This window comes from Pedobacter sp., from assembly GCF_965279535.1.
In the GTDB taxonomy this organism is placed as follows: domain Bacteria; phylum Bacteroidota; class Bacteroidia; order Sphingobacteriales; family Sphingobacteriaceae; genus Pedobacter.
In genome coordinates, this window is the sequence record NZ_OZ257244.1 from 5245730 (window position 1) to 5263995 (window position 18266).

The following is an 18266-nucleotide window of genomic DNA, read 5'->3' on the forward strand; positions in this document are numbered from 1 at the left end:
AATTTTATGACATTAAAATGAACCATTTACTGTTGAAATGTAAGATTAATAAGGGAATCCCTGTCTTTTTTATTAAAATAATATTTTTTTAGCCAGATGATTGCCTAATTCAAATCGATGCAGGCAAGTTGTTGGTAAAGTGTAGGTTATCATATTAAGTGAAAGCTGTTAAATGTGGAAAAGTTTTGCTTCGCTTAACAGTAATTTAATATTGGATGTTAAAATGTGTTAAATTTTTATGGGTACATTTGCAGCGATAAAATCACTAGATTATTATTCAACAACAAAAAAACAATTAAAAAACAAAGTATGAAGAAATCTTTACTTTTAAGATTATTTCTTGTTATTGTGGCTTTAGTAGGATTAACTGCGGGTGTTAACGCGCAGATAACTACCTCTACAATGACTGGAACTATTAGAGATGCCAAAGGCGGTTTACCAGGTGCAAGTATAAAAGCAATACACACACCAACCGGTACACCTTATTCTGTATCCACTAACAATGATGGTCGTTTCACTATCGCCAACATGCGTGTAGGTGGTCCTTACACTATCGAAGTAACCTACATTGGTTATCAACCTGAAAAAATCACTGATTTATATCTGAAATTGGGAGACCCTTATGTATTAAACATAACGCTTTCTGATAACAGCAAACAATTAGAGGAAGTAGTAGTAAGGGGTAAAAATGATCCTTTATTCAACAGTAAGAAAACTGGTGCTTCTACAAATATCAGCAAGGAACAGATTCAAAGCCTTCCTTCATTATCACGTTCTTTAACTGATTTTACCCGTTTAACTCCACAAGCTAATGGAAATTCATTTGCAGGTGCAAACAACAGATATAACAACATCAGTATTGATGGTGCTGTAAATAATGATGTATTTGGACTAGCTGGAAACGGTGCTCCGGGTGGTCAGGCAGGAACTCAGCCTATCTCTTTAGATGCAATTCAGGAGCTGCAAGTCGTTTTAGCACCTTTCGATGTTACCTTAGGTAACTTCGCTGGTGGTGGCGTAAACGCAGTTACAAGATCCGGTACAAATAAAGTAGAAGGTTCTGCTTATTTCTTCGGAAGAAACCAAAATACAGTAGGTAAAAGTGTTGATGGCTTAAATACTAAAGCTGCAGATTTTTACGATACACAATACGGTATTCGCTTAGGTGCTCCAATCATTAAAGATAAATTATTCTTTTTCATCAATGGTGAGATGGGAAGAAGACAAGAGCCAACTACCCTTAACGTTGGTGATCCAGGTTCAGTATTAACTTTAGCTGATGCTCAAAGTATTTCTAATGCTTTACAAACTCGTTATGGTTATGACGCCGGAAGTTATGATGCAGTTAACAGAAAGACTCAAAATAATAAAATCTTTGCTCGTTTAGACTGGAATATTAATGCGAAGAATCAATTAACGCTTCGTCATAATTATATCAAAGCTTTTGATGATAACATCAGCAGAAGTACAACTCAATTCCGTTTTGGAAATAATGCCTATAAATTCAATAACAACCAAAATGTTTCTGTTTTGGAATTAAGAAGTGCAATTTCTCAAAACGTCTCAAATAACTTAATTGTTGGTTACCAGAGGATCAGAGATTTTAGAACTACAGAAGGTAGCTTATTCCCTCAAATCCAAATTAACAACATGAATGGTATTTCTGGTAACTCGGTTATTGTGGGTTCAGAAAGAAGTTCTGCTGCCAATCAGTTGGATCAAGACATCATTGAGTTTACAGATAATTTAAAGATTTTTGCAAATAAGCATACTTTCACAATTGGTACGCATAATGAGTTCTTTAAATTCAGGAACTTATTCATGAATAACTTTAACGGAAGTTATACTTACAGCAATTTAAACGATTTCTTAACTAATGCAAAACCTAATGCAGCTGCAGCGACTTATTCTGTTGTTCCAGGAGATGCAACTCCTGCTGCTAAATTTAGTGCCGCACAACTAGGATTCTATTTCCAGGATGAGATCGATGCATTTAAAGGCTTCAAATTAATTGCGGGCTTAAGGGTAGATGTACCTTTATTTTTTGATGATCCTGCTGCAAATCCACTTATTGCTTCAACTTTCCCAGGTCAAAGAACCGATCAGTCTCCTAGTGGACAAATCTTAGTATCTCCTCGTTTAAGTTTCAATTGGGATTTAACAGGTGATAGAGCATTGCAGTTAAGAGGTGGCGCTGGATTATTAACCAGTCGTGCACCATTTGTGTGGTTGTCTAACCAATTCACAAATAGCGGTATGTTATACGGTGCGGTTAACGCAACAAACGGAACCGGTACATTTATCGCTGATCCGGCTAATCAAAAAGCTGCTGGTGGTTCGGCCACTACTTACGAGGTTAACTTAGCAAATAACAATTTTAAATTACCTCAGGTTTTCAGAACAAATATCGCTGCCGACTTTAAACTTCCTGGCGGTATCACTGGTACTTTAGAAGCTTTGTTCAGTAAAACAGTTAATAACGTATTGTATAAAAATCTTAACCTGAAACCATCAATAGGTACTATCAATTCAAGCTTAACAGGCGGAAATGATAAACGTCCTTTATATAACTATCCATTAACTGCTGGTAAGGTAAATTCTACTTTCACCAATGTTTACTATTTAGATAATACGGATCAGGGGAGCAACTATAACTTAACGGCTCAATTGCAGAAATCATTTAACTTCGGTTTATTTGTTTCAGGAGCTTATACCTATGGTAAATCTAAAGATGTGAATTCTGGTGCTAACAGTACTGCATCTTCAAACTTTGGTTTTTTACAGATTGTTAATGATCCTAATAATCCTGACTTAGCTTATTCTAATTTCGATATCAGACATAGAATTACAGGTGCTTTAAGTTATGCTGTGAAGTATGGTAAAGACAAAGCGTTTGGAACATCATTCTCTCTATTCTATGTAGGTAAATCCGGTTCTCCATTCACCTACCTATACTTTGGAGATCTTAATCAGGATGGTAATAACCAGAACGATTTACTTTACGTTCCACGTAACTTAAGTGAGATTAAATTGGCCGATTTAAACATAGGTACGACCGCTGCTCCAATTATTATTCCGGTTGCACAACAATGGGCAGCATTAGATGCTTTCATTAATAGTGATCCTTACTTAAGTTCTAAAAGAGGTCAGTATACAGAACGTAATGGTGCAAGAATGCCTTGGGAACATCAGTTTGACGTTCGTATTATGCAGGATTTAGGTTTTGTAGGAGGTAAAGGAACCAAAAATAGTTTACAGTTATCTTTAGACATTATCAATGTAGGTAATTTATTAAATAAAGACTGGGGAAGATTATATTCATTATCTAATAATGCCTCAACTTTAATTAACTACAATTATAATGCAACAACAGGAGGTTCATATACTTTCCGTGCACCTACAAATGGTACCGCTTACCAGGTATCTCCATTTGCTTCAAGATGGCAAGCTCAAATTGGAGTACGTTATAATTTTAACTAATATTCAGGTAAGAATCAGATTTCAAAAGCCTCCGATTTATCGGAGGCTTTTTTGTTTTAAAAATCCCATACTCCTATATTTCGGATTGTCACAAGAGTGTAACGGATGCCGGATTGTAAAATATTTTTACTAAACTTGTTACACACCTACCTGAAAAAACGATGGATATTTCGTTTGATTTTATGATGCATTGCTGATGAACTCAAACGAACAATTGGCGTTTGAGTAAGCAACATTACCATGAAAAACAGAATATTAATAGTAGATGATTACGAGGATATTCATGAAATCATTCCGATGATTTTTAGTGACGAAAATTATATTTTTTCGAGTGCCTTAACTGCCAGTGACCTGGAAGCAGAAATTAGCCGGTTTGATCCACATTTAATCATTATGGATGTATTGATTGGTGATTATGATGGTCGTAAACTTTGCAGTGAGCTTAAATCAAATCCAAAATATAAGGATATAAAAATCATCTTAACATCAGCCAGCATAATGAATTTTATGCAACACCTTTGTCATCCTGATGATTTTATTGAAAAACCCTTTGAAATTGCAGATATGAAGGCTAAAGTAAATCAACTTTTGCTGAGTGAATAATATGGCTAATCATGATTTTTTACCGTTTAAGGCTAAGTATACTTCGGTTTTAGCCAATGGGTAAAGCTTAGCTTTTATATTTCTTACATAGCTTCTATAGTGAGATAAAAGCTGGTTTTTTACCTCATTTGAACACTAAAGTCCATCACTTACAGATTTATCGTAAATGATTCTCGATTTCTCCTGTAATCTGATTAATGAGAGGGGTATCAAGTATGAATGCGCTTATTGATTGGGTCTGATTAGTCCGAGCTGAATCAGTTGCCGATGTAGGCAAGAGCTCCCAGTCAGCTTCCATCTTTCTTAATCTTGCAATTACCTTACCCGAATACACCACATCGTACGCTTCATCCATTGGCATAATCAGAAAGCTAAGGATACTTTGCTGATGAGTGATTTGAATATTAAAAGGTTCCATAAATGATATACGTGGTAAGCCATAGCCTTTTGAAAGCTGTAATTAGTGCAGCATTACACTGCACTAATAACGGGACCTGATATTAAAAAACTTCTGTGTATTGGGAATAAGTTTTAAGATATTTTTTCAGCATTTCGCGGGCAACATGAATACGTGTCTTTACCGTTCCCAACGGAATTTGTAGTGTATCTGCAATTTCATGGTATTTATACCCTTCGAAATAACGAATAAATGGAATACTGTAAACTTCAGGAACATGAGCAAGTGCTTTTTGAATATCGTCAATTACAAGCTTGCTGAGGCAGGTATTTCTTTCTGCACTGTACATCAAATTGCCAGAAGAAATGTTCTCTTCCTGCGATACCAATGTTTTTTCTTTGGCAGATTTCCTGTAGTTATTGATGAAAGTATTCTTCATGATTACAAACAACCAGCCTTTAAAATTTGTACCCTCCTTAAAATTCTTGTAAAACCGAATGGCTTTAAGCATCGTGTCTTGTACCAAATCATTGGCATCTTCGATGTCTTTAGTAAAATTTAAGGCATGGGCTCTTAGCGACAAGGAGTGGTTGTTAACCAATTGGTTAAATTCAAGCTGTGTCATAATGTTTTAGGTTAGGAGATGTATGAGATGTGTACAATCACTATACCAATTTAGTCGACATTTATGATGGATAAATTATGGAATTGGTTCATTTTCAGTGTTTAAAATTACATTCGGCTACATTTTTATACCTTAAAAAGATATGTCATTTTTTCATTTTGGGTATTTATACCCTATGAGTGCGTAAATATCCTTAAAAAACCAAAAAATACCTGCGCCCATTTGTGTACATTCTCAACAATATGTATACAAGTTTGATCAATCTTTTATGAAGGTTTTATAATTTTCAAAATATTTAATAGATTAATCCTGAAGGAGATATAAAACCATTCTGTTTTTAATGTGTTTTAGAGCCGGGAGAAGTAACGCGGGATGAAAACACAGAAGAAGACTAAGAATAAGGGCAGAAAAACTTTAATAAGTAGAAATGATGATTCCAGCGTTGAAAAACTCCTGATTGATGAACCATTGGCTGAAAAAGATGATTTTAAACAGGCAGAAGAAGAACTGAGATTAAGGATAGAGAAAAATAAGAAAGAATGAATTCAACAGAACTAATCAAGAAGATGAAATTAAATCTGCTAGTAATATTTTTAATTTTGTTTTATTCCTGCAAGTCATCAAATAAGCTGGAAACCTACAAGTTAGCTGATTCTACGTTTGTAGCTTTGCTTGAGCAGGAATTCTTTTTTCAGGAAATTTTAAATCAATCCCTCATTGAAACCAAGGACAATACTTTATCGCAATTGGGGCAAAAGCGCAGGTTAAATATTCAAAACTATTTGAACGAACTGAAACAATATAGCTCAACAAGCCTCTCTGCATCTCCAGGCACCTTAAATCCCCGGCAGTCTGAGAAGCTGTTAACCCTCAATCAGCTCAGTGGAGCGGATTACAAAAAAATGCTTTTTAGTTTACTGGTAGATACAGATCAGGAAATGATTGGTTTACATGTGAAAGCTGTTGCCGCAACGGGGCTTAAAAATGTCGACTTTAGAAACTGGGTAGATTCCAAAATCCCCTTTTGGCAAGCTCATTTAAACGATAGCCAGAAATTAAAACCTTAAGTTCATAATATCATTTAATCAATCGAATCTATTTTATACTCACTTAATATTAGTTTATTCACTCATCATTCAATCAATCCAATCATTCTCCCATTCAATTATTTTAACATACTCATTTTTGATGTAGCAGGTGCGGGAAAATTTATAATGGTTGCAAATGGCGATCCGACCGATCTGTCTTTGTTTCATCTACCCCGTATGAAAGCCCTTAATGGCAAAATGGTCGTTACCTATTTATTCCGGTGATAAAAGCGGCGTAGCGCGCTTAAAAGTAACGTTAAAAGGGTTGAAAGCGGGAAATCTTATATTGCCAATAACGCCGTAAAGTGAGAATGTCAGCGTTGCGTAAATTTTTATTTCGATTTCGGACACTAAAATACAATAAGTAAGCGTTTGTTTCTCTATATTGACTTTCACAACTTAGGATATAACTAAGCATTGGTTTATTGCTTTTACATAGAAGGTAGTTAAAAGGCTACCTTTTTTATTTGGATAATATGGATAACAACAAAATTGAATTGATTTTAGGGGTATGTTTTTGCTTGGCAGGTTTTTTTGTTTTTTATCTCATTTTTAGGCCAGATAAACAGAAGGACGGACATCGCTAGTGTGGATAAGACATTACATCGTTTATTTTTCAGGATTGTTTTCCAATTCATCTAAAATGCGAAGCGTTTTGAGATCTTTAGTGCCATCGAAAAATTTCTGAAGTACTGCCTTAAATACTGGATCACTATGCGGAATTGTGGAGAATAATGTCATAGAGGACTTTAATTTTAAATCGTCCGGACTTCCAAAAATGACATGAGGGTCTTGCTGATCGAGATTTAAAAGTGCATTGGAAATTTCAATTAATCTATTCCCTAATATGCGGTGTGATAAGTAATTTTCGGCCTCTTCTTCATCTTGGATAGCATAATATTTTGCAGTTTCGCTAAATCCGAGACCTTTGATCTGTGGAAAGATATACCACATCCAATGGCTTCTTTTTTGTCCTTGTTTAATTTCAGACAAAGCAATATCATATTGATTTTGTTGTGCTTCAATAAAGCGATCTAGGTGATTATTCTTTTTCATTCAATAGCGGTTAATTTGCTAATGAGTTTAGAACACCAAGTGCTGTATTAATGTTTGGCCAATTTATCTATGTGACCGAGTTATAACCTGAAAATATTGGTAATGAATGGGATGAGGTCTTTTTTAATTTTTGCAGGTACTCCTGCAACCATAACATTAGCAGGAACATCTTTTGTTATGCAGGCTCCTGCTGCAATATAAGCACCTTTTCCAATCGTAATATCCGGAATTATTGTGGCCCCCGAGCCTATAAAAACCTCTTCACCAATTTTAACATTACCTGCAATGGTAACACCAGGAGAGATGGTCACGTAGTCGGCAATTGTGCAGTCGTGGCTAATGGAACAATTTGCATTAACAATGCAATGATTAGCAATGTGCACATTAGTATTGATTACGCAGCCAGGAGCGACACAGTTGCCAAGGCCAATCTTTACTGAGGGGCTGATGTAACTGTGTGCATGTATAATGTTGATGAACTGATAATTTTTTTCTTCCAGCAATTGAATTAGCGCTTTTCTTTTCAGGTCGCTAAATCCCGAGATCAGTTTAATGTCATCAGAAGGTGATATTAAACTGATAAAATCCTGGAGTAACCATATTTTATCTTCAAACCTCGTCCGATTGCGCTCGTCAATACTAACAATGTAGCCTTCAACAGAAAATAGTTGTGTAGCTTGAATATACTCTGTTAATTCGGTTGCATGATTGCCTGCGCCAAGAACATATACTTTGGTCATCTAAATTTTGATTAGGTTTAGATAAAATAGTTCATTATCACACTTCATATAAAATGTGTCGATAAATGAGCTTTTTGTATCGTTTAGTAGACCATTATTTTAGTAAAAGGTTTAATCTATACATTAAAATTAGCTTACCTCTGATCAAATTTTTTGATGTAAACAAAAAAATCCTTGTTAACTGGTCAACAAGGATTAATATTTAGCTATCGAAAGTTACTTAGTTATAGATAAAAGTGCCTTTTTCGCTTTCGATTGTGACTTGCTTTTGAGCGCCTTTTTCAACGCGACCGATAATCTGTGCATCGATCTGAAAGCTTTTGGAGATTTCAATAATGTCTTGAGCAATTTCTTCCGGCACATATAATTCCATTCTATGGCCCATGTTAAATACTTTATACATTTCTTTCCAGTCTGTGCCAGATTGTTCTTGTATCAGCTTAAATAACGGTGGAACAGGGAAGAGGTTGTTTTTAATTACGTGTATATCATCATTGATGAAGTGAAGTACTTTAGTTTGTGCCCCACCACTGCAATGAACAATACCATTAATTTGGTTACGGTATTGTGCTAATATTTTTTTTATAACCGGTGCATAAGTGCGGGTTGGAGAAAGAACCAGTTTCCCGGCAGTAATTTTACCAAAACCTTCCACTTCAATCTCATCAGTTAATTTAGTGTTTCCGGAGAAAACCAAATCAAATGGAACAGCAGGATCAAAGCTTTCCGGGTAAGCATGGGCAACTGATTTATCAAATACATCGTGACGGGCAGAAGTTAATCCATTAGATCCCATGCCACCATTGTATTCCGTTTCGTAAGAAGCTTGTCCGTAAGAAGCTAAACCAACAATTACATCTCCAGGTTTGATGTTGTCATTGCTGATAATATCTGCTCTTTTTAAACGACAAGTTACGGTAGAATCTACAATAATGGTTCTTACTAAGTCTCCAACATCAGCAGTTTCTCCACCTGTTGAGTAGATAGAAATGCCTTGTTCACGTAAATCAGCTAAAATCTGTTCTGTGCCGTTAATAATATCTGCAATAACTTCTCCGGGGATCAGGTTTTTGTTACGTCCAATAGTAGATGATAACAGAATTTCATCGGTAGCACCAACGCAGATAAGGTCATCGATATTCATGATGATTGCATCTTGAGCAATGCCCTTCCAGACAGAGCTGTCGCCGGTTTCTTTCCAATACACATAAGCCAGAGATGATTTTGTACCAGCACCATCGGCATGCATAATGTTGCAGTAGGCTTCATCACCACCTAAAATATCGGGAATGATTTTGCAAAATGCTTTAGGGAAGATTCCTTTATCGATGTTTTTGATGGCATTGTGCACATCTTCTTTGGAGGCAGAAACGCCACGTTGATTGTACCTGTTATCACTCATGTTGGCGCAAAGATAGTTTTTTAAGGTGGAAGGTAAAAGGGTAGGAGCTAAAATGTAAGGTGAATTGTCTGAAGTAGGATGATTGCTTTATTTGTGAGGTGCGGAAAAAGTGTTTTGCTCTTTTTTGAAAGTGACTGTCCGTTTTTTATGGCGGCTTGCAGCCCCGCTTTTCCTCCTGCCGTTTTAAACTGTGGAATAGGGGAAATATTTAACAAGTAAAACGGCATCCGTTCAATCGGGCTTAGGATACTGGTGGTGGTTTGTTGTGGTGTGCTTTTCCCTTGCACAGGCCTGAGTTAATAAGCCTGATTGCATGGATGCTGTAAACGAAACATTTTAAAATAGTAGAGCATGCTACAGCAGGAAGGAAAGCAGGGCTGCTTTAACCGATGATTAATGGTATTGATTTTCCGTAACAAAATTAGGCATTTGCTACAGTAAACCACTATCAATTAGATCCTGAAACAAGTGCAGGAGGAGGGTTCGGAGGAATTTCAGCTAACTAATTTCAATAATTAATGGCCAACAAAAAAGGGCGTAAAGTTAAACCTTACGCCCTATACCTTAAACCTTACGGCTTAAAATCTATTTCAAGAATAATAATTCTCTGAATTTTGGTAAAGGCCAAACGCTATCGTCAACGATTTGTTCTAATTTATCAGCATGGTAACGGATTGTGTCGAAGTAAGATTTTACTTTCTCATCGTAAGCAATTGCTTTCTCACGGGTATCTTCGATTTTGTTAGTTACTTTACGCTCTTCTAACATCGCATCGATATTTGTTTTAACGATATCTAAATGCTCAGATAGTTTTTTAACGATTTCTAAAGATGATTTACTGTCGATACCAAGTTCTTTTAATCCTTTTACGTTCTCGATTAATGAATTTTGGTAAGAAATAGCAGCAGGAATAATAGCAGTATTTGCTACTTCACCCATAACGCGAGCTTCGATCTGTAATTTTTTGTAGAAATTCTCTAACATGATCTCATGACGGGCATGGATTTCACGTTTGCTGTAGATATTAGTTGCAGCGAATAACTCAGCTGATTTTTCTGATAAGTAAGCATCAAGGGCTCTAGGCGTAGTTTTGATGTTTGATAAACCGCGTGTTGCAGCTTCATCTTCCCACTCCTGGCTATAACCATTACCTTCGAAACGGATAGCTTTAGATTCTTTGATGTATTTTTTGATCACTGTTAATAAAGCGATATCTTTTTTATCACCTTTTTTGATCAATTTATCAACTTCAGCTTTGAATTTAGTTAATTGCTCAGCAACAATTGCGTTCAAGATGGTCATTGGAGCAGAAGAGTTTGCAGAAGAACCTACTGCTCTTAGCTCAAATTTGTTACCGGTGAAAGCAAAAGGAGAAGTACGGTTACGATCGGTGTTATCCAATAAAATCTGAGGGATTTTAGGGATACCTAACCATAAAGCATTATCTTCTTTAATTTTTTTGCTGATACGTGAGTGCTCGATCTCGTCTAAAACTTCATTTAACTGTTGTCCTAAGAAGATAGAGATAATTGCAGGAGGCGCTTCGTTAGCACCTAAACGGTGATCGTTGCTTACTGATGCAATACTTGCACGTAATAAATCTGCATGCTCGCTAACTGCTTTGATTGTATTAACAAAGAAAGTTAAGAACATTAAGTTATTTTTAGGTGTTTTACCTGGTGCTAATAAGTTTTTGCCAGTATCGGTGATGATAGACCAGTTGTTGTGTTTACCAGAACCGTTGATGCCTGCGTATGGTTTTTCGTGCAATAAAACACGGAAGTTGTGACGACGGGCAACTTTTTCCATCAAATCCATCAACAATTGGTTGTGATCAATTGCTAAGTTGATTTCTTCATAAATTGGAGCACACTCGAATTGAGAAGGAGCAACCTCATTGTGACGTGTTTTTAAAGGAATACCTAATTTCAAAGCTTCGTTTTCGAAGTCTACCATGTACGTGAATACACGCTCTGGAATAGAACCGAAATAGTGATCCTCTAATTGTTGACCTTTAGCAGACATGTGTCCGAATAAAGCACGGCCGGTTAATGCTAAATCCGGGCGGGCGTTGAATAAAGATTCATCTACTAAGAAATATTCTTGTTCGATACCTAAAGAAGCATTTACTTTAGTGATGCTTTTATCGAAATATTGGCAAACATCAGTTGCAGCTTTATCTAAAGCAGCAAGTGCTTTTAATAAAGGTGCTTTATAATCTAAGGCTTCACCTGTGTAAGAAACAAATACTGTAGGGATACAAAGTGTTTTACCAGCTTTGCTTTCCATGATAAATGCAGGAGAAGAAGGATCCCATGCAGTATAACCACGAGCTTCGAAAGTATTACGGATACCTCCGTTAGGGAAACTTGAAGCATCTGGTTCTTGTTGTACTAATGCACTTCCAGCAAATTTTTCGATTGGTCCTTCAGAACTAGGCTCGAAGAATGCGTCGTGCTTTTCTGCAGTAGTACCGGTTAAAGGCTGGAACCAGTGAGTGTAGTGTGTTGCGCCAGCGCTCATTGCCCAAGCTTTCATAGCCGTTGCAATCTGGTTAGCATCATCAGAATTAATTAGCTCACCTTGGTTGATAGATGATATTAATTTCTCATACACGTCCTTAGATAAGAAATCTCTCATTTTTCTCTTATCAAATACATTAGCGCCAAAAAAGTCAGAAATTTTTGCCGACGGTGCTTTTACCTCTGGTGAAATTCTGTTTTGAGCCTCTTTTAATGCGATGGTTCTTAAGCTTTTCATTAATTTATAAAGTTTTTTGTCAAAAATAGCATATTTTATTAATTTTTGTAAAACATTTCCGTTTTTTCTATCAATTTTATTGAAAATGAAATAAAAAAATGTTTTTCATGTGCCAAATTTCATTTTTTGCAAAGAATTGAGATTTTTTTAAAGTTTTATGGAATTGATGTTTTTGCTGCATCATGGTTAAAAACTCTGAAACTATGTTCAATTCATCTATTAATGTGTACAAAACCGAGTGGCTCGATCTTGTATTTGCAGACCGCAACAAAAATTATGGCGCTTATGAGCTAAGATCTAAATCTTCCAGTATCATGACGCGGGCGCTTTTAATAACCGGAAGCTTATTTTTGCTGCTTTGTTCTGCACCTTTAATTTACAGCAAACTTTCTCCTCAGGAGGTGATTTCTAAACCAGATGTAACTGTAATTACCTTGCCTGATCAGATTCATGAACTGAAGAAAAATAAGCCGGAGGAGAAACCAGCGCCGGCAAAGGCAGATCCTGTAAAGGTTAAAACGGTTAAAATGGTTTCTAATATAGTAGTGGTGGATAAAGAAGAGGTTGAAGCCCCGCCAACCCTGAATGATATTAAGGATGCTGTAGTGAGCAATAAAACTCAGGACGGAGAAATTAAACCGGATGTTGTTTTAAACAATACCAATACGAACGGTACAGGAGATGGCTTAGCAAAACAAGGCGGGGGCGAAGGCGATGGTAATGTAATCCTAGATCCATCAGGTGTAGATGTGTATCCTGAATTTGAAGGTGGGATGAAAGCCTGGGCTAAATATATTCAACGGAATTTAAGGTACCCAAGCATGGCTCAGGAAAATGATGTTCAGGGTAAAGTATTTTTAAGCTTTGTAGTGGAGAAGGATGGCTCGATCACAGATGTAAAGGTTTTAAAGGGAATTGGTTTTGGTTGCGATGAAGAGGCTGTTAAAGTAATTAAGAAATCACCACTATGGAAAGCCGGCATGAATAAAGGGATTCCGGTTAGGGTGAGGTATAACATGCCGATTAGTTTTACAATGATGTAGGTGGGGTTGAGATATGAGATATGAGATTTGAGACATCAGATATGAGATATGAGATATGAGACATGAGACATGAGATTGAGGAATGGATGTGGTTTTATATGGCCTTAACATATCGATAAAGAAATACGTCTTTAACGTCTCTCAAATGATAAAGATGGGTTAGGTAAAGGGCTTGAGCTTTGGTTCGGCCCTTTTTTATGAAAAAAAGCTTGAGTATTTTACTCAAGCTCCCGGCGTGTGTTAGATAACAAATGAGATGTTTGTATATATGATACTGAATTTTAAATGTATACCTCCTGAATTTTAAATCAAATATATCTGCACCGGGTAAACCAAAGAATACCCTAAAAGGAGTATTTTTTTTGCCTGGATTTGCTTAAATCAATCCCTGGCGAACACAATTGGTTATTAATTGGGCCGTATTTTTACATTCAGATTTTTCTAGGATATTTTTTCTGTGTTTTTTTACTGTAAGATCGCTGATAAATAGTTTGTCGGCAATTTCAGTACTGTTTAATCCCTCAGCCATACATTTTAAAACATCAATTTCTCTTTTAGAGAATTTAATGGTGTTTTGTAATGTGCTATCGGGGTTAATATTCATAAAAGAAGGTTCGCCATTGAGACCAATCAAAGAATATTGATAAGTATTATAGGAAGTAATGTGGTCGATACTGGTGTGGATATTTAAACATTTGCCATAACCACCATTGCTATCCAAAGTAAGCATGAGTGCCTGATGATTAAACAGGGTGTAGCCTCCACTGGCATTGCGCCCTCGGATGTTATAGCATTTTTTGTATTTCAGGAGTTTTTCACGCTTGATGTTTTTATGAAAAAAATCTGCTATAGTTGATTCTGCCTTTGCAATAAATGCCTGATCATCGGGGTGAATAGCATTCAGTACATCGTCGAAGGTTACGGTTTCAGGGTCGAATCCATGCAAATCACGGATTGAAGGGCTGATATGAGATAGCGACATGTCGTAAAAATCTATTACATAATAATAGAAAGGTCCGGTACTGATGATGGAGTTGGTTAAATCGTTAAAAGTGATTTGTGGGAGTTCGGTATTGTTTACACTTTTATTGTGCGGTAATAGCCACACATTGCGGAGTTTGTCTAATTCAGAAATCATTGGCGGGGAAGATTTATCTCTAATTAAGTGATAAATAATGTAATAACCAAAAAAGGCAGGTAAACACAAAAGGCCTGAGCATTTGCCCAAGCCTTTTGCTTAACTTATTATTGTAAGATTTGTACCTTATTTAGTTGCTTTTGTTTCAATCCATTTTCTGGCGTTTACAAAAGCTTCCATCCAGGGTGAAACCTCATCTGTTCTACCTTTTGGATAGTTGGCCCAGTGCCATTGGAATAATGAACGCTCTATATGTGGCATCATTACCAGATGGCGGCCAGAATCATCACACATCATCGCGGTGTTATAGTCAGAACCATTCGGACTAGCCGGGTAGCTTTCGTAAGCATATTTTGCTACAATTTTATACTGATCTTCTGCGTATGGCAACTGGAATCTTCCTTCACCATGTGATACCCAAACCCCTAATGTGCTGCCTGCCAAAGTTGAAAGCATAACAGAATTATTTTCCTGTAAGGTTAAAGAGGTAAAGATACTTTCGTGTTTACCGCTCTTATTGTGGAGCATTTTAGGTTTGTCTGTATGGTTTTTGTTGATTAAACCCAGTTCAATAAATAACTGGCAGCCATTACAAATACCTACAGAAAGTGTATCCGGACGGGCGAAGAATTTTTCCAATGCTACTCTTGCTTTCTCGTTGTACATAAATGCACCAGCCCAACCTTTTGCTGACCCTAGCACATCAGAGTTAGAGAAACCACCTACAGCACCAATAAATTGGATATCTTCTAAAGTTTCTCTGCCAGCTATGAGGTCGGTCATGTGTACATCTTTTACATCAAAACCTGCCAAATACATTGCGTTTGCCAGCTCACGTTCAGAGTTACTGCCTTTTTCGCGGATAATAGCGGCTTTCGGGCGCGGCTTTGTAGAATCGATTACTGGTTTTTTCCCGTCGAACTGATCAGGGAAATTATAGTTAAGAACCTGGTTTTTATAATTCGCATAACGCTCTTTTGCTAAGCCGTTTCCGGTTTGTTTCTCATCTAAGAGATAAGAGGTTTTGAACCAAACATCGCGCAGATGATCTATATCAAAGTTGAAGGTTTCGCTATTGTTTTTAACTTCAAGTGTTGCCGATGAAGTTGCAGTACCAATTTTGTGGTAAGCTACACCAGCCTCAGTTAATATACCTTCTACAGCAATATCTGCCTGGAAAACAATTGCGATATTCTCTGCAAACAGTAATTTGATAATGTCTTGTTCTGCTAGTGGGGATAAGTCGATTGAAGCACCTAAATCGCGATCGGCAAAACACATTTCTAATAGGGTAGTGATTAAACCACCGCTTCCGATGTCGTGTCCGGCTTGAATCTGACCTGCCTTAATTAATTGTTGGATAGTGTTGAATGCCTTGCTAAATTGAGCTGCATCTGTAACATCAGGGCTTTCGTTACCAATTTTATTGAGGATTTGGGCGAAAGATGATCCTCCTAATTTATAAGAGTCGTTAGAAAGGTTAATGTAATAAATGGCGCCACCATCTTTTTGAAGAACAGGTTCTACTACTTGTGTAATGTCGTTACAGTTACCTGCTGCAGAAATAATAACTGTTCCCGGAGCAATTACATCGCCGGTAGCATATTTCTGTTTCATGGAAAGGGAATCTTTTCCGGTAGGGATGTTGATTCCTAATTCGATGGCGAAATCTGAACAAGCTTTAACAGCTGCGTATAAACGGGCATCTTCACCTTCGTTTTTACAAGCCCACATCCAGTTAGCTGAAAGTGAAGTACTTTTCAATCCATCTTTAAGTGGCGCCCAAACTAAGTTAGAAAGTGATTCTGCTATGGCATTGCGACTACCCGCTGCCGGATCAATTAAGGCGGTTAAAGGAGAGTGTCCAATCGATGTGGCGATACCTTCTTTGCCTTTGAAATCGAGCGCCATTACACCACAATTGTTTAGTGGCAATTGCAATGGGCCTGCACATTGTTGTTTGGCAACACGACCACCCACGCATCTATCTACTTTATTGGTTAACCAATCTTTAGCTGCAACAGCCTCTAACTGGAGGACCTGTTCTAAATATGTATTTAGTTTTTCTGCTGTGTAATTTACGCTTTGATATTCGCGGGCAACCGTTTTATCATCCATTACGATTTTTGGAGAGCTTCCGAACATATCTTTCAGCTCTAAATCCATTGGTTTCAGGCCTGTTGTAGCCGATTCGAAAGTAAAGCGGTGATCGCCGGTTACTTTACCTACCGTATACATTGGAGAACGTTCGCGGTCTGCAATTTTTTGAAGGGTTTCTAAGTGTTCGTTTCCGATTACCAGTCCCATTCTTTCCTGAGATTCGTTGCCAATAATTTCTTTAGCAGAAAGTGTAGGGTCGCCTACAGGCAGTTTGTCTAAATCAATTTTACCGCCTGTTTCTTCTACCAGTTCTGATAAGCAGTTTAAGTGGCCACCTGCACCATGATCGTGGATAGAAACGATAGGGTTGTGTTCGCTTTCTACTAAACCACGAACAGCGTTTGCTGCTCTTTTCTGCATTTCCGGGTTTGAGCGCTGGATGGCATTTAGTTCAATACCTGTTCCGAATGCACCTGTATCAGCAGATGATACTGCAGCACCGCCCATCCCAATTCTATAGTTTTCGCCACCTAATACAACGATGTTATCGCCTGTGGCTGGTTTATGTTTTTTTGCCTGACTTGCTTTACCGTATCCGATACCACCTGCAAGCATGATTACTTTATCGAAACCTAATTTACGCGATTCTTCTTCATGTTCGAAAGTAAGTACTGAACCTGCAATAAGCGGTTGTCCGAATTTATTTCCAAAATCTGTAGCACCATTAGAAGCCTTAATGAGGATGTCCATCGGGGTTTGATACAACCATTTTCTTTCTTCAACACCTTTTTCCCATGGGCGATTTTCCTCTAAACGGGAAAGTGCGGTCATGTATACTGCTGTTCCTGCCAATGGAAGAGAACCTTGTCCACCCGCTAACCTGTCTCTGATTTCACCACCTGAACCGGTAGCCGCACCATTAAAAGGCTCTACTGTAGTAGGGAAGTTATGGGTTTCAGCTTTTAATGATATGACAGATTCAAAATCGCTCGTAGTATAAAAATCTGGTTCGTCTGCACGTTTAGGAGCAAATTGCTCTACCACAGGGCCTTTAATAAAAGCTACGTTATCCTTATAAGCAGAAACAATATCGTTAGGGTTTTCTTCAGATGTTTTACGGATCAACTTGAATAATGAGGTAGGTTGTTCTACACCATCAATTACAAATTTACCATTGAAGATTTTATGGCGACAGTGTTCAGAATTTACCTGCGAAAAGCCAAATACTTCTGAATCTGTTAAAGGTCTGCCTAAACGATTAGCTAAAGACTCCAGGTATTCAACTTCTTCATCGCTTAATGATAAGCCTTCCTGTTTATTATAAGCGGCGATATCAGTGATTTCTAAAATGGCCTCAGGCTGAATATTAATGGTGTAAATATCCTGATCCAGTTGATCGTATTTTTGAGAAAGCATGGGATCGTAACCTGAAAAATCTTCAGTTACGGTTTTAAATTCCTCAATCCTGATGATGCCATGGATGTCCATGTTCTGGGTGATTTCTACCGCATTGGTACTCCAGGGGGTAATCATAGCTGCTCTCGGACCAACCAAGAAACCTTTTAATGCTGTTTCCTGGCTGATTTTGGCGCCGCCAAATAACCACTCAAGTTTAGTAATATCAGTTTGGGAAAGCGTTTTGTCTGTTTGAAGAACGAAAACCGCTTGTGATTGACTAAGGAAGAAATGAATCATGCTTTATTTTTGAAAGTGCAAAAATACGGTTTTTAAATGAAAGAAAATATACAATATTGAATGATTGAATGATTGATTGAATGAATGAATGATTGGGGATGATTGAATGTGTAAATGATAAAAAATGATAGAAGGATTG

General features: G+C 37.2%; 12 protein-coding genes. 5 read left to right on the plus strand and 7 right to left on the minus strand.

Annotated features, from left to right (window positions below):
* The first annotated feature begins 309 nt into the window (after window positions 1-309).
* Together ACQY77_RS21795 and ACQY77_RS21800 are read left to right on the plus strand one after the other, a co-directional pair.
* Window positions 310-3480, plus strand: a complete 3171-nt coding sequence (locus ACQY77_RS21795) for a TonB-dependent receptor (RefSeq protein WP_421940208.1) — start codon at window positions 310-312, stop codon at window positions 3478-3480.
* 240 nt (window positions 3481-3720) lie between these two features.
* On the plus strand, window positions 3721-4083 hold the full coding sequence (locus ACQY77_RS21800; protein WP_421940207.1) for a response regulator: 363 nt from the start codon (window positions 3721-3723) through the stop codon (window positions 4081-4083).
* 500 nt (window positions 4084-4583) lie between these two features.
* Here ACQY77_RS21800 and ACQY77_RS21805 read toward each other — a convergent pair whose 3' ends face one another.
* Complete coding sequence (locus ACQY77_RS21805) at window positions 4584-5105, minus strand: RNA polymerase sigma factor (protein WP_421940206.1); 522 nt, start codon at window positions 5103-5105, stop codon at window positions 4584-4586.
* A gap of 372 nt (window positions 5106-5477) precedes the next feature.
* On the opposite strand from ACQY77_RS21805, the gene ACQY77_RS21810 reads away from it, so the two are divergent.
* Window positions 5478-5648 carry a hypothetical protein gene (locus tag ACQY77_RS21810; protein WP_421940205.1) on the plus strand — a complete coding sequence of 57 codons (171 nt, stop codon included), beginning with the start codon at window positions 5478-5480 and terminating at the stop codon, window positions 5646-5648.
* Complete coding sequence (locus ACQY77_RS21815; protein WP_421940204.1) at window positions 5645-6172, plus strand: hypothetical protein; 528 nt, start codon at window positions 5645-5647, stop codon at window positions 6170-6172. The genes ACQY77_RS21810 and ACQY77_RS21815 overlap by 4 nt, the downstream gene beginning before the upstream one ends.
* A gap of 630 nt (window positions 6173-6802) precedes the next feature.
* On the opposite strand, the gene ACQY77_RS21820 is transcribed toward ACQY77_RS21815, so the two are convergent.
* The 4 genes from ACQY77_RS21820 to ACQY77_RS21835 all read right to left on the minus strand — a co-directional run bounded on the left by ACQY77_RS21820 (window position 6803) and on the right by ACQY77_RS21835 (window position 12151).
* Window positions 6803-7249: a DUF1810 domain-containing protein gene (locus tag ACQY77_RS21820; RefSeq protein WP_421940203.1), complete on the minus strand. Its 447-nt coding sequence runs from the start codon at window positions 7247-7249 to the stop codon at window positions 6803-6805.
* 80 nt (window positions 7250-7329) lie between these two features.
* Window positions 7330-7989: an acetyltransferase gene (locus tag ACQY77_RS21825; RefSeq protein WP_421940202.1), complete on the minus strand. Its 660-nt coding sequence runs from the start codon at window positions 7987-7989 to the stop codon at window positions 7330-7332.
* Between the two features lie 220 nt (window positions 7990-8209).
* Window positions 8210-9391 carry an AIR synthase-related protein gene (locus ACQY77_RS21830; protein ID WP_421940201.1) on the minus strand — a complete coding sequence of 394 codons (1182 nt, stop codon included), beginning with the start codon at window positions 9389-9391 and terminating at the stop codon, window positions 8210-8212.
* Between the two features lie 585 nt (window positions 9392-9976).
* Window positions 9977-12151 (minus strand): glutamine synthetase III, encoded by a 2175-nt coding sequence (locus tag ACQY77_RS21835; protein WP_421940200.1) that lies wholly within the window; start codon window positions 12149-12151, stop codon window positions 9977-9979.
* Between the two features lie 203 nt (window positions 12152-12354).
* On the opposite strand from ACQY77_RS21835, the gene ACQY77_RS21840 reads away from it, so the two are divergent.
* Window positions 12355-13194 carry an energy transducer TonB gene (locus ACQY77_RS21840; RefSeq protein ID WP_421940199.1) on the plus strand — a complete coding sequence of 280 codons (840 nt, stop codon included), beginning with the start codon at window positions 12355-12357 and terminating at the stop codon, window positions 13192-13194.
* A gap of 376 nt (window positions 13195-13570) precedes the next feature.
* Here the strand turns inward: ACQY77_RS21840 and ACQY77_RS21845 are convergent, their stop codons facing one another.
* Together ACQY77_RS21845 and purL are read right to left on the minus strand one after the other, a co-directional pair.
* Entirely contained in the window at window positions 13571-14332 is a 762-nt protein-coding gene (locus ACQY77_RS21845; protein ID WP_421940198.1) for a LuxR C-terminal-related transcriptional regulator, read from the minus strand.
* 126 nt (window positions 14333-14458) lie between these two features.
* Entirely contained in the window at window positions 14459-18127 is a 3669-nt protein-coding gene (gene purL, locus ACQY77_RS21850; protein ID WP_421940197.1) for a phosphoribosylformylglycinamidine synthase, read from the minus strand.
* Between the last annotated feature and the right edge of the window lie 139 nt (window positions 18128-18266).

Coding starts and splice junctions, on each gene's coding strand:
- purL (WP_421940197.1), bottom strand. CDS start 18,127: ATGATTCATTTCTTCCTTAGTCAATCACAAGCGGTTTTCGTTCTTCAA.
- ACQY77_RS21815 (WP_421940204.1), top strand. CDS start 5,645: ATGAATTCAACAGAACTAATCAAGAAGATGAAATTAAATCTGCTAGTA.
- ACQY77_RS21835 (WP_421940200.1), bottom strand. CDS start 12,151: ATGAAAAGCTTAAGAACCATCGCATTAAAAGAGGCTCAAAACAGAATT.
- ACQY77_RS21795 (WP_421940208.1), top strand. CDS start 310: ATGAAGAAATCTTTACTTTTAAGATTATTTCTTGTTATTGTGGCTTTA.
- ACQY77_RS21830 (WP_421940201.1), bottom strand. CDS start 9,391: ATGAGTGATAACAGGTACAATCAACGTGGCGTTTCTGCCTCCAAAGAA.
- ACQY77_RS21800 (WP_421940207.1), top strand. CDS start 3,721: ATGAAAAACAGAATATTAATAGTAGATGATTACGAGGATATTCATGAA.
- ACQY77_RS21820 (WP_421940203.1), bottom strand. CDS start 7,249: ATGAAAAAGAATAATCACCTAGATCGCTTTATTGAAGCACAACAAAAT.
- ACQY77_RS21825 (WP_421940202.1), bottom strand. CDS start 7,989: ATGACCAAAGTATATGTTCTTGGCGCAGGCAATCATGCAACCGAATTA.
- ACQY77_RS21845 (WP_421940198.1), bottom strand. CDS start 14,332: ATGATTTCTGAATTAGACAAACTCCGCAATGTGTGGCTATTACCGCAC.
- ACQY77_RS21840 (WP_421940199.1), top strand. CDS start 12,355: ATGTTCAATTCATCTATTAATGTGTACAAAACCGAGTGGCTCGATCTT.
- ACQY77_RS21810 (WP_421940205.1), top strand. CDS start 5,478: ATGAAAACACAGAAGAAGACTAAGAATAAGGGCAGAAAAACTTTAATA.
- ACQY77_RS21805 (WP_421940206.1), bottom strand. CDS start 5,105: ATGACACAGCTTGAATTTAACCAATTGGTTAACAACCACTCCTTGTCG.